This window comes from Parabacteroides faecis, from assembly GCF_014647375.1.
Taxonomy (GTDB): Bacteria; Bacteroidota; Bacteroidia; order Bacteroidales; family Tannerellaceae; genus Parabacteroides; species Parabacteroides faecis.
The window spans coordinates 234,695-247,321 of the sequence record NZ_BMPB01000014.1; the positions used below are offsets into that span (position 1 = coordinate 234,695).

Below are 12,627 nucleotides of genomic sequence, written 5' to 3' on the forward strand. Positions count from 1 at the left end.
TATGGAAGTTTATTTAGACATACTGAACAGAAGAAAGATAAAGCCGACCGCTATCCGTTTGCTTATCCTGAAAGCCATGATGCAATTCGAGCGTGCCTTCAGTTCGCTCGACCTGGAAAACTATCTGGAGACAGTGGATAAATCGACAGTATCCAGGACGATCAACCTTTTTCTGGAGCATCACCTGGTTCATTGTATCGACGACGGTTCAGGCTCATTGAAGTATTCGGTTTGCGGAAACGAATGTAATTGTTCCGTGGAAGAACTTCATGCGCATTTTTATTGTTTAAAATGCCACCGGACGTTTTGTCTGCGCAATATTCCGGTCCCGATGGTGGAACTACCGCGTAATTTTACGCTGGAAAGTATCAACTACGTATTAAAAGGTTGCTGCGAAGATTGCTCAAAATAGACAAAGACACTATCTTTGCGGTCTGTCTTCCTTCCGGTTATGAAAATACGGGAGAAAGCAAAGCAACCTTTAAAGTATAAAACAGATATGGAACATCCATTAAGTATTTACAACACGCTCACAAGAAAGAAGGAACAATTTATTCCGTTGCATGAACCCCACGTAGGCATGTATGTCTGTGGTCCGACGGTTTACGGAGATGCGCACCTGGGACATGCCCGCCCGGCTATCACATTCGACCTGTTGTTCCGCTATCTTACACATATAGGATACAAGGTGCGTTACGTACGCAATATAACCGATGTCGGCCACCTGGAACATGATGCGGACGAAGGCGAAGACAAGATCGCCAAGAAAGCCCGTCTGGAACAATTGGAGCCGATGGAAGTGGTGCAGTTCTATCTGAACCGCTACCATAAGGCGATGGACGCTCTCAACGTGCTTCCTCCCAGTATCGAACCGCATGCTTCGGGACATATCATCGAACAGATCGAACTGGTAAAAAAGATCCTCGACAACGGATATGCCTACGAAAGCGAAGGCTCCGTTTATTTCGATGTAGAGAAATACAACAAAGATCATAACTACGGGGTCCTTTCCGGTCGCAATATCGAGGATATGCTGAATACGACCCGTGCACTGGACGGACAGGACGAGAAGCATAACCCGATCGACTTCGCACTCTGGAAATGTGCACAGCCGGAGCATATCATGCGCTGGCCTTCTCCATGGAGCAACGGTTTCCCCGGATGGCACTGCGAATGTACGGCTATGGGTAAGAAATACCTGGGACAGCATTTCGATATCCACGGGGGCGGCATGGACCTGATCTTTCCGCACCACGAATGCGAGATTGCACAGGCGGTTGCCTCACAGGGTGAGGATATGGTCCACTACTGGATGCACAATAACATGATTACCGTCAACGGGCAGAAGATGGGTAAGTCATTGGGTAATTTCATTACGCTGGACGAATTCTTTACCGGCGACCATAAAATGTTGAGTCAGGCCTACTCGGCGATGACGATCCGCTTCTTTATCCTTCAGGCCCATTACCGCAGTACAGTAGATTTCAGCAACGAAGCACTGCAAGCGGCTGAAAAGGGATTAAGCCGTCTGATGGATGCTTATAACCATCTGCAGAAACTGACTGCTTCGGACGCTTCGACTGTCGATGTGAAAGACCTTCGCAGGAAATGTTACGACGCACTGAATGACGACCTGAATTCACCGATCGTTATCTCTCATCTGTTCGATGCCGCCCGCGCCATCAACTCTGTAAAGGACGGCAACGCAACCATCTCTGCTGAGGACCTGAAAGAACTGCAGGACGTATTCCATACATTCATATTCGATATCCTGGGTATGAGAGACGAAGCTTCTGCCGGAGGCAACAACTACGAGACATTCGGCAAGGCTGTAGACTTGTTGCTGACTATCCGCCAGCAGGCGAAAGCAAACAAGGACTGGGCTACTTCCGACAAGATCCGTAACGAACTGACCGCCATGGGATTCGACATCAAGGATACCAAGGATGGGGCAGAGTGGAAACTTAGCAAATAATCAACCGGTCAATGTGCTAATATGCCAATCGGAGTATCTTCATTGGCACATTGGCATATTTTCAAATTAGCATATTATCATAATGACTATCAACGAATTTCTTCAGGGCGACAAATTTGCATTATTTGCCGGAGTAGAATTACTGGAAACGGGCAACGGCTATGCCAAAGCGCGTATGGAAATAAAGCCTATGCATCTGAATGGTGGTGGTGTTTGTCAGGGAGGAGCCATCTTTACACTGGCCGACCTGGCTTTCGCAGCGGCAACCAACAGCCATGCGCGGCTCACTCTGTCCATTACTTCCAATATCAATTTCTTCAAAGCCGAAAGCAAAGGCTTCCTTTATGCCGAGGCACGCGAAGTATTCAGTCACAAAAGACTGGCAAATTGTGAAGTTAATATTACAAACGAAGCAGGTGAACTAATCGCCACATTCAGCGGTTCCGGATACAGGAAAGATACGGAACTGCCGTTCGCCCCGATAGAATAAAAGCAAAATGTCAACGGACAAATAGCTTATCATAGCTTTATATACCTGAATAGCAAACGTATAACGAAACAGGAAGAGATAAATATGTCAACTCCTTTTTTTGTTATACGTTTTTGTTTTCCCTACTTTTGATTTTCCTGAAACTATAAATATACGAATTATGAAACACAAGAAAATCAGAACAACGACAGCTATTCTATGTATCGGAACCATCCTGTGTGCCTGCGGAGGGAAACAAGCCACCCGTCAGGCGGACGAAACGGTTGAAGCTGCCCCTAAAGCACCGGTGATCATCGAGACCAATCATCTGAATCCCGGTGTACAATATACGGAAGAGCGAGGGATATCGCCAGCCAGTCCACCTGTGATCCTGGACTTTACAGCCAAGTTACCCACGCAACCTTTCGCACTGAAGAATCATTTCAGTAAAGTAACCTGTGTCACGTTGAAAAGTCCCTTATCTCCCGAACAGGGTACTTTCCTTTACGATGCCAGCATCATTGTCTCTTACGACCGGGGAATGAGCAGTGCCAGCGGTGTGAATACAAAGATACAACTGCTGGAGAACCGGATCCTGACAAACGATCTCTTCGGTTCTTTTTGCTTTGATTCGAACGGGCAGATTACAGATACACTGCTGATCGCGCATATCGAGGGATTGAAATATGATCCTGCCACCCAGAAACTGGAATTTCATGCCAATAACAGGAAAAGCCCGATTGGCAATATCAGCCTGGAACCGGGAAACCAATACAGCTATGCAGGTAGGGACACTGTCAACAACTACAACATCATGGGATGGAAATCCCTTGAAGACGGCCGCCTGGTCGAAGAGATCCGCTTCATGGACGACAAACATTCGACTTTGCTGGCCAGCCTGGACGATTCGACCCTGGTAAACGTATCGAGGAATTTCAGGTCACCGGACATGCTCACGACGTTCAATAAGAACTCATACGATACCCTGTGCATATTCGGAAACTATAATCTCCCGACCGTTAAGTTAAGCGGACCGTATGCATTTCCTGAAAGCAACTGGACTTATAAGAACAAGGATAAATTCTATTTCAGACAGGCATTCAACGATACGATATTCAGTCTTTCCTCTCCTAACCGTTTGCAGCCGGAATATATCCTGCAATTCGGAGAAAACAAACTGACTATAGACAACGGACTGTACGGAGATAAATCGCAGAAGTATGCTATCCAGTCGTGGGTGGACACGGATCATTTTATTCTTATCACTTATTCCAGAAATTACGATTGCCCGAATACCCGTAAAGAGAAGAGCGTATTCTATTCCTATGCTTTATACAACAAGGATACAAAACAGTTATCGCTTATCCAGGATAATCATAGTTACCCGGAAGAATTCCTTTTGCCGACGGAACTGCCGGACGGCATACCTGCCATCTTAGGAGAACTCACCTGGCAGGATAACAAATTGTTCACTTCTTACACCAAAAGAAAGCTGGAAGCCTTGCAGAAGATGGATAACTTTTCCAAATTGCCTGCAGAACAACAGGAACGCGTCCGGCAACTGGCCGGGACACTAGGGGAAGATGAGATGATTGTGATGATACTTGAATAATGTGTCAATGTGGACAATGCGCCAATATGCCAATGTGTGGAATGCTATTCCCATTGGCATATTGGCACATTATTTTTTATTCATACCGCAACGACCGGGCAGGTTTGCTGAGGATTGTTTTAGCAGTCTGCCAGCCTATGGTCAACAAGGAGATCACACACAATAAAATCACCGGAACAAGGAAGAACCAGGCTTTCCAGTCGGTGCGGAATGAATAATGATCCAGCCAGCCGTCCATAACCCACCACGACAAAGGAAGTGCGATAACGACCGCTACACCGATCAGGATAAAGAACTCGCGGCCCAACTCATAGAACAACTGTATTTTCGATGCACCCAACACCTTGCGTATTCCCATCTCACGCACCCTCGTCGAGCACGAGAACATCACCAATACCCAAAGCCCCATACAGGAAATGAAAATCGCCAGTATGGCAAAGAGGGCAACAATCAGGCCGAACACCTCATCCTGGCGGTATTGCTGGTCGAAGAACTGATCCAGGAAGAAATAGTCGAAGCTGGAATCAGGGAAATAACGGTTCCATATCTCTTCCGACTGTTTCACCAGCTCACGGGGATTCGCATTCTCCATAACGACAGAGATATAACGCTGTTTCATCCAGCTCAACTTATCGTGCAAGGCGAACAGAAGAGGCGTATACCCCTTATTCAGCGATTGCTGGTGATAGTCTTTTACAACCCCGATGATCTGCATCGGCTGGTCAACAGTCTCCACGGAGAGACGTTCGCCCAGAGCAGCCTCCGGCGAAGCAAAACCCAATGTGCGGACAGCCGTTTCGTTCAGGACGATATTATAGACATCCCCTCCGAAATCTTCTGCAAAGCCACGCCCGGCAACAAATTCCAGGTCATACGCATCCAGATAATACACATCGCTGTTAAGCATTTCCAGTAAACGGGTCTGTTTCGTCACGTCGCTCAGGCGGACAATCGACAGGAAGTCGGTCACCTCCGTCCCAGGAACGGCACCGGAAACCGTCACGTTCTTCACAGACGGCAATGCCTTCAACTCCCGTTTCATGGCAGTCAGCTTGGTAGCCATATCCTCACAATGAGCCGGAAATTTCAGCACCAATGTCTGGTCGACACGCACACCCAACGAAGCCTGACGCATATACTGTAACTGTGCATAAACGATCAGCGTGCCGCACAACAATGCCAGAGACGCCGTATATTGCAATACAACCAACACCTTACGGGTCAGCGTCGCATTTTTCGTATGCGTAAATTTACCTTTCAACATTTTGATCGGCTTAATACCCGATAGGATTGTTGCCGGATAGAAACCGGACAGGAAAACACCCAGTGCAAATATCAGCAGCAGCATCCAACCCAAAGAGGTCGTTACCCACACGGAGAAACCCAGATCACGCGATGTCAGGTTATTGAATGCAGGCATCAGCGCCTCCATCAACCCGAGCGCCAGGATAAAGGCAATCCCGTTCGTCACCAACGATTCAAACAGGAACTGAGTAACAATCTGCCGGCGACTTGCCCCCGAAGCCCGGCGTATCCCGATCTCTTTGGCACGCTCCATCGAACGGGCTACCGTCATATTGATATAATTGATCCAGGCAATGCACAGGATCGCCAACGCCGTACAGATCAGAACCAGCATGGACGAACGGTTCCCTTTCGTCTCCGGCTCATAGGCTTTCTGGGGATTCAGGTGGATTTCCTTCAAGTTGGTCAGCTGGATTGCCCAGGTTTTATTCTTCAAGGCTTCCTCCGTTTTATATTTCTCTGCCATCGCAGGGAAAGCATCTTCGACCTGCTTCTTCATATCGGCAGATTTCAGGAGAACATACGAATACACCTCATGCCGGTACCAGTATTCATCCATCCATTTCGGAAGTGTTTCATATGAGATCAGCATGCTGTAACGCACATGCGAGTTGACAGGCATATCCTTCATGATACCCGTCACTTCGCATGCTTCCTCGCCGATATTACTGCGGAAGATCAATATCTTCCCGATCGGGTCGGCACCCTTGAAATATTTACGGGCAATGCGTTCTGTGATAACTACTTTTTTCGGTCCATCCAGGCAGGTGTTCTTATCCCCTTTCAATAACTCGAAATCGAAGAAGTTAAAGTAATTCTTCTCAGCGTAGCCGATGTTCGTTTCACGGTAGAGAAGTTCATTGTATTTAACGATTTGTTCGGGGTAATACTGGCTACCCACACGGGTATAGTCTTCTACTCCGGCCAGGTTGCGTTTCATGGCAGTAGCATAACCTGCCGAGCTGGAAGCCCAGTTGTCGGTCATCTCGCCGTTCTCGAAAAAGCGTGCTTCCACACGGAAAATACGGTCGGCGCGGCTGTGCATATGGTCGTAGCTGTATTCGAAAGCCACATAAGTCAGGATCAGCAGGGCGGCCGCCATTCCGATCGCCAGGCCGAGTATATTGATTGCACTGAAGCCTTTTTTCTTTGTCAGGCTGCGCAAGGCACTGTTCCAATAATTTGATATGATCATATTCGTTGTTATCTGATTATTTGATGGAAATATTGTTTCTATCTTCCGATACGATTTTTCCATCTAATAAGTGGATCACGCGATGGGCATATTTCGCATCCCGCTGTGAGTGGGTAACGATCACGATCGTCGTCCCCTGCCGATTCAGTTCGCTAAGCAACTCCATTACTTCAACACCATTGGTAGAATCCAGGTTACCTGTCGGTTCATCCGCCAGGATCAGGTTACAGTCCGTCACCACGGCACGGGCAATAGCGACACGCTGCTGCTGACCACCGGACAACTGTTGCGGGAAATGTCCGGCGCGATGGGCAATATTCATACGGTCCAATACCTCCATTACCTTCTTTTTCCGGTCCGCTTTCTTTCCGTTCAGATAGACCAGCGGCAGTTCCACGTTCTCGAAAACCGTCAGCTCGTCTATCAGGTTGAAGTTCTGGAAGACAAAGCCGATGTTCCCTTTCCGGAAAGAAGTCAGCTGGCTCTCGCTCATCTTATCTATCTCTTTGCCTTCAAAGTAATATTTACCGGAAGTCGATGAATCCAATGTTCCCAGGATATTCAGCAGGGTGGACTTTCCACATCCCGAAGGCCCCATGATAGCGACAAACTCGCCTTTCTTTATCTCCAGGCTTACCTCATTCAATGCTTTGGTCTGTACATCTTCCGTTGTGAAGAGCATAGACAGTTTTTCTGTTTTAATCATATTTCTTTGTTTATAAATTATTCACTCCTAAGAATATACATCGGTTTCAGGCGGATGATGCGCCATACCTGCCGTGCGACGGTCCCGAAGGCGATACACATCAACAGGACAAACGCTACTGCATAACTCCACCAAGGCAGTACGATATGGAACGCATAGCCTTCGAGCCAGTTGTTCATCAGGAAAGCGGAGGCAGGAATACCGATCACAGACGCGACCACCGTCAGGAGTAATAACTCACGTGTCAAAACTACAAAAAGATTTACTCTCCCCGCTCCCAATACCTTACGTATCCCTATTTCTTTCACCCTCGACAGGGTGGAGAAAAGTGTGACGGTCCACAACCCCAGGCAAGCGACAAAAACAGCCAGCAAGGCCGAACCGGCAAACATCCATCCGAAATTCCGGTCTTCCTGATACTGGTTCCTGTTGAAATCGTCAAGATAGAAATAAGAGAACAGCGAAGTCGGGAAGAAATCCCGGTAGGCCTGTTCGATCTCCGCCAGACGAGCTGCATCGGCAGTGCCGTCCATACGGATGGAGATATAAGGTGTCCCGATAAACGGTACGCGTTCTTTGATGAAGAAGATGATCGGTTTGTACGGTACGGCAAGCGACTGCTGATGGTAATTACGGGCTACGCCGATCACCTGGAGAGGTTCTTCCACCACCTCCATCGTCAACTGCCGGCCGAGAGCAGCCTCATTGGAAGGAAAACCCAACAGACGGACAGCTTCCTCGTTCAATACCACTTTATTCAGTTCATCCCCGTATTCTTCCGAGAACCCCCTGCCACAAACCATATCGGGGGAATAAGTAGAGAGATAATCGTAATCGACAGCAAACATCTGGATCAGTTTCACTTCCGACTGGTCGCTTCCATAAGGACGGTTAGTAAAATAATTGGCAACCTCCACGCCCGGAACTGCCCCGGAGACAGTGACCTGCCGGATATATGTCTTTTGTTTCAAGTGCTTTTTAAAGCTCTCCATCTTTGCAGACAATTCATCCGTGAAAGAGGGATATTTCAGAACGACGATCTGCCTCATCGCTGCTGAAGCCGTTTCATTCTGCATATAACGGACCTGAGCTATGACTACGAAAGTCCCGGTTATCAGAATAAAGGAGGCGACGAACTGCACGACGATCAGGGCTTTCCGCATCCTATTTCCTTTCCGGCTGTGCAAGAGTTTCCCGCGCATAATATCCGACGGACGGATGCGTGTCAGGAGATAAGAAGGGTATAAACCGGTAAAGAGAGTCCCCAAAACGATAATACCCGACACGGTAACCCAGAACTCCGGCTGCAAAAGAGCATTCTCTCCAAAATCGTAGGTAGCCAGGGAATTGACGACGGGCAGGAGCACTTCCAGCCAACCTAATGCAATCAAGGCAGCCAGGGAATTGACGATCCCGGCTTCGAGCAATCCCTGGAAAAGTATCTGCTTGCGGGATGCCCCGAAGGCTTTACGTACACCGAACTCTTTTCCCCGCTCCAGGAAACGGGCGACCATCAGATTCAGGGCATTCACCCAGCCGATAAGCAACAGGGCAACCGCCATCACCGACAGGATATAGACGGCAGTACGGCTGCCTTTCGTCTCTTTCTCATACGATTTCTGTGGGGTAAGATGAATCTCTCTCAACGGAATCAACTCCACCCGCCAGTCTTTATGCTTCAAAGCGGCTGTCTTGTATTTATCGGAGATGGCGGCAAAGGCATCGGCTATCTCCTGCGGATTCTTTCCCGGCTCCAGGCGGACGTAGGTATACACGCCGTGGACATACCAGATATCCTGCCGCTCTTTCGGTATCGTGGAATAGGAAAGGAGGAAGTCGTAATGTAAATGTGAGTTTGCCGGCATCCGGTCGATAATGCCCGTGACTTCAAAATGCTGCTCGGCCGTTGCCGTCCGGAATGTCAGGATCTTCCCCAACGGCTCCGCTTCGCCGAAATAACGGTGAGCAGCACTTTCCGTTAATACGACGGTGTTGGGACGGACCAGCTGACCTGTCTTCTCTCCTCTTTTTATCGGGAAGTTGAACAATTCGAAGAAAGCGGGCTCGGTAAAACAATAACGTTCTTCGGCAAATTGTTTATCCTGATAGGTAACGACCTGTTCCCTGTCCTGTGCGGTAAGGCGAACGAACTTCTCGATACCCGGAATCTCACGACTCATGACCGGCCCGTGTCCGAGAGAGGTAGTGGCCCAGTTGTCGGTCAGTACTTTTCCTTCATACAGGCGGCTTTCGACACGGTAAATACGGTCACCGTCATGGAAAGAATCGTAACTCAGTTCAAACCGGACATAGAGCAGGATCAGCAGCGCTGCCGAGATACATACGGACAGACCGAGGATATTGATCACCGAAAGTGACTTACGGGCCCTCTGGCTTTTAATGACTTGGGACAGGTAATCCATACTTTTCTTTTTTTATTATCTGATTATAAGACGTTCGTTCTCGCCAAACAGTTCATAGCCTGAAATGATTACTTTCTCTCCGGGTTTCAAGCCTTCGGTCACTTCATAATATTGTGGATTCTGACGACCGATCTTCACCGGACGGCGACGGGCGGTGGTCTCGTCTTCATCTACTACATATACATACTGTCCGCCGCTTGCCTGATAAAAACTACCGCGGGGAATCAGGATAGCTTGTACCGGATCACCCAGTTGCAGGTTCAGGTGATAGGTCTGTCCGGCACGTATATTTTCGGGACGGCCACCGGTAAAATGGAGGTCTGTACGGAACTGACCGTCGCGTACTTCGGGATAGACTTTCGTCATTTCCATCTCATAGGTCTTTCCTTCACGTTCGAAGCTGGCGGGTAAGCCGGGCATGACACGTTCTACGTAATGCTCGTCGATCCTGGCTTCTACCTTCAGTTCGGGGGTAATTACCTGACCGATGCGTTCTCCCTGGGCGATCGACTGGCCGATCTGGGCTTCCAGGTTACCTAACTGGCCGCTTACGGGAGCTTTCACTTTCAGATTCTCCAGACGTTCGCGAACCAGTGCCAGGCTTCGTTTCATATTCCGGATATTTTCATCCAGGCTCTCCAGCTGGCTGCTGCGGAAAAGGTCGTCCTGACTGATACGCTGGTCCAGTACGACGAGTTGGTCGCGTGAGCTTTCGTAATCTTCTTTTGCCAAAAGATAATCTTCGCGGGCAAGAAGTTGTTTGTTGTACAAACGTTCGTATTGTTTGTAACGGCGTTCTTTCTGTACCAGGTCCTTATTCAGATTGATACGTTCTTGTTTCAGGCTCAGATGCTCCTGCTCCATACTGATACGGGTATTACGAAGTTCGTTTTCCTGATAGGCAAGGTCGGCTTCGCTCTGGAGGATGCCGATATTTAATAGCGGGTTACTCAGGCGGAGGATGACATCTCCGGCTTTGACTTGCGTTCCCTCTTCGATGAGGCGTTCTTCCACACGACCGCCTTCGATGGCATCCAGGTAAATGATACGGTCCGGCAAGACCTGACCGATCACACGGATATAGTCGTTGAATTCACCCTGGATGATGGTGGAAATCGTCAGGCGCTCTTTCTCGACCTTCATGGAGGAAGAAGTATCACGAAAGATAAAGTAAAGCACGCAGACAAGCAGGAAGACACCGCCTGCTACAACGTAAATATGTTTTTTCTTCAAACGGGACTTCCGTTCGATCGGAGTGTCCATGGTGTTGTTATTCATATCTGTATCTATATTTTTATTCAATTACTATTTATAAAAACGACCCGGTACGGTAAAACTCGATCATCCGATGCTTCAGATCGTACTGCAGCCTGGTACGAACCAGTTCCGCCCTGGCTGAAATATACAGGTTACGTTTCTCCATCAGCTCGAAGACGGAAATCATACCTTCCTCCCACTTTTCCTCATTTTCTTTGAGGGTGGTAGTCAAAGCCTTCAGTTGTAAAGCGGCCTGATGATACTCTTCTGCCGAAGCCTGGAGAGTAAGGCAGGCATCTTCTATCTCTTTATATAAGGATATACGTTGCCGGTCGTTATTATTTCTGACCTGTTGCAGGCGAAAACGTTCTTTCCGGACTGCCGTGAAGCGCGATAAACCGCTAAAGATCGGGAACGATACCCGCAAACCGATATACTTATTCCAGTTATTTTTCATCTGTTGTCCAAAAGAGACGATGTGCCCGTCTGCATTACGTTCCGTATCGTAATAGCCCGAATAAAGGCTGAAATCTGCCCGGATCGAAGGGGAGAAAGCAGCGGATGCGATCGCCAGCGATTTCCGTGATGTCTGTTCCCGCAGGTCCATCATCCGGAATTCGGGAAGTGTCGTCTCCGACTCGGCATAGACGTCCGGAGCCGAATAATTACTGAGGAGCGGCGGTTCATCTCCCTTTGCATCTACATCAGCAATGGATAACGTATCCGAATCACGCATCTGTAACAATTCCTTCAATGCCAGAAACGACAAGCGTTCCGTCTTGTTTTTCACTGTCTCCTGATAAATATCGCTCTGCAACCGGGCTTTCACCTCCTGCAGATCCGACGGGGAACGAAGACCGAGGTCCACATATTCAAGCATCTGTTCATGATACCGTTCACTCAGTTTCCGTTGTTCGGCAGCCAATAGGCTCATCTTCCTGTCAAAGATATACACATAATAGGCATCCATCACCTCAAAAGCCACCCGATTCTCTTCCGCTTTCTCCGTTACGCCGCTCAATTGCCTGTTCAACCGGGTAAACTGTGCCCGGTTGATACGCTTGAAACCATCAAAAACAGGTAAGGAGATATCCACTCCCACCGTGCTTTCCAGAAAAGAAGAGGTGGTGTACATATTCGTCTTCGGGTCTACCGAACGTCCCATCCGTTTTCCGAACGCCCCATTGGTACTAACAGAAGGGAGGAAGTCGCCGATTGCAGCAGTAAAATCCTCACGGGCAATACGGGTATCCAGCCGACTGTTTTTCAGCGTCAGGTTCTTCTCTATAGCATAACGCATACAGGAGTCGACAGTCCAAGAATCCCGGGCATGTGCTGTGACTACCGAGCCTAAAAGCAACAGTCCTATAACCCGTAATCCATATTTGGTTGTTATTTGCATTTTCATCATGTAAATAGAAGAGCAAATGGCATGCCACATTTAATCACTTATTGATTATCAATAATTACAAAAATAAAGCACATGTAAACTGTAAAATATATTGACACGCAATTGTCAAATATTTTGACGTCACAGACTAGGTAGTATATATAAGGCTTGTAATAGCCAAGTTTCTTTGATAATGGGATAGTTCACTTTTAGAAAGATTTGAACTATTCAGCTATAAACCATCAGTCATCAATAGGGCTGGTATAGTTACAGGTCCATTTGCCGTCGGTTTTAA

General features: G+C 48.0%; 9 protein-coding genes. 4 read left to right on the forward strand and 5 right to left on the reverse strand.

What is annotated here, in order from left to right; all coding sequences use genetic code 11:
* Position 1: 1 nt before the first annotated feature.
* The 4 genes from IEY67_RS20155 (at position 2) to IEY67_RS20170 (ending at position 4,056) form a co-directional block, all read left to right on the forward strand.
* Positions 2–412 carry a Fur family transcriptional regulator gene (locus IEY67_RS20155; RefSeq protein ID WP_122353491.1) on the forward strand — a complete coding sequence of 137 codons (411 nt, stop codon included), beginning with the start codon at positions 2–4 and terminating at the stop codon, positions 410–412.
* Between the two features lie 87 nt (positions 413–499).
* Positions 500–1,975, forward strand: a complete 1,476-nt coding sequence (cysS, locus tag IEY67_RS20160; RefSeq protein ID WP_183672014.1) for a cysteine--tRNA ligase — start codon at positions 500–502, stop codon at positions 1,973–1,975.
* Positions 1,976–2,057: 82 nt separating this feature from the next.
* The gene (locus tag IEY67_RS20165; protein WP_009860656.1) at positions 2,058–2,465 is read left to right on the forward strand and encodes a PaaI family thioesterase; all 408 of its coding nucleotides are present in this window, start codon (positions 2,058–2,060) and stop codon (positions 2,463–2,465) included.
* A 160-nt stretch (positions 2,466–2,625) separates the two neighbouring features.
* Complete coding sequence (locus IEY67_RS20170) at positions 2,626–4,056, forward strand: DUF4933 domain-containing protein (RefSeq protein ID WP_183672015.1); 1,431 nt, start codon at positions 2,626–2,628, stop codon at positions 4,054–4,056.
* 76 nt (positions 4,057–4,132) lie between these two features.
* Here the strand turns inward: IEY67_RS20170 and IEY67_RS20175 are convergent, their stop codons facing one another.
* Genes IEY67_RS20175 through IEY67_RS20195 form a run of 5 tightly spaced genes read right to left on the reverse strand, consistent with a single transcriptional unit; the run spans position 4,133 to position 12,383 of the window.
* Complete coding sequence (locus IEY67_RS20175; RefSeq protein ID WP_183672016.1) at positions 4,133–6,556, reverse strand: ABC transporter permease; 2,424 nt, start codon at positions 6,554–6,556, stop codon at positions 4,133–4,135.
* A gap of 16 nt (positions 6,557–6,572) precedes the next feature.
* The gene (locus tag IEY67_RS20180) at positions 6,573–7,262 is read right to left on the reverse strand and encodes an ABC transporter ATP-binding protein (protein WP_122353494.1); all 690 of its coding nucleotides are present in this window, start codon (positions 7,260–7,262) and stop codon (positions 6,573–6,575) included.
* A 17-nt stretch (positions 7,263–7,279) separates the two neighbouring features.
* The gene (locus IEY67_RS20185; RefSeq protein WP_183672017.1) at positions 7,280–9,685 is read right to left on the reverse strand and encodes an ABC transporter permease; all 2,406 of its coding nucleotides are present in this window, start codon (positions 9,683–9,685) and stop codon (positions 7,280–7,282) included.
* 15 nt (positions 9,686–9,700) lie between these two features.
* Positions 9,701–10,948: an efflux RND transporter periplasmic adaptor subunit gene (locus IEY67_RS20190; protein WP_158607117.1), complete on the reverse strand. Its 1,248-nt coding sequence runs from the start codon at positions 10,946–10,948 to the stop codon at positions 9,701–9,703.
* A gap of 46 nt (positions 10,949–10,994) precedes the next feature.
* Positions 10,995–12,383: a TolC family protein gene (locus tag IEY67_RS20195; RefSeq protein WP_183672018.1), complete on the reverse strand. Its 1,389-nt coding sequence runs from the start codon at positions 12,381–12,383 to the stop codon at positions 10,995–10,997.
* Between the last annotated feature and the right edge of the window lie 244 nt (positions 12,384–12,627).

Bases quoted from the DNA above. Each gene is read 5' to 3' on its own strand.
- IEY67_RS20155 (WP_122353491.1), top strand. From the start codon at position 2: ATGGAAGTTTATTTAGACATACTGAACAGAAGAAAGATAAAGCCGACC.
- cysS (WP_183672014.1), top strand. From the start codon at position 500: ATGGAACATCCATTAAGTATTTACAACACGCTCACAAGAAAGAAGGAA.
- IEY67_RS20165 (WP_009860656.1), top strand. From the start codon at position 2,058: ATGACTATCAACGAATTTCTTCAGGGCGACAAATTTGCATTATTTGCC.
- IEY67_RS20170 (WP_183672015.1), top strand. From the start codon at position 2,626: ATGAAACACAAGAAAATCAGAACAACGACAGCTATTCTATGTATCGGA.
- IEY67_RS20175 (WP_183672016.1), bottom strand. From the start codon at position 6,556: ATGATCATATCAAATTATTGGAACAGTGCCTTGCGCAGCCTGACAAAG.
- IEY67_RS20180 (WP_122353494.1), bottom strand. From the start codon at position 7,262: ATGATTAAAACAGAAAAACTGTCTATGCTCTTCACAACGGAAGATGTA.
- IEY67_RS20185 (WP_183672017.1), bottom strand. From the start codon at position 9,685: ATGGATTACCTGTCCCAAGTCATTAAAAGCCAGAGGGCCCGTAAGTCA.
- IEY67_RS20190 (WP_158607117.1), bottom strand. From the start codon at position 10,948: ATGGACACTCCGATCGAACGGAAGTCCCGTTTGAAGAAAAAACATATT.
- IEY67_RS20195 (WP_183672018.1), bottom strand. From the start codon at position 12,383: ATGTGGCATGCCATTTGCTCTTCTATTTACATGATGAAAATGCAAATA.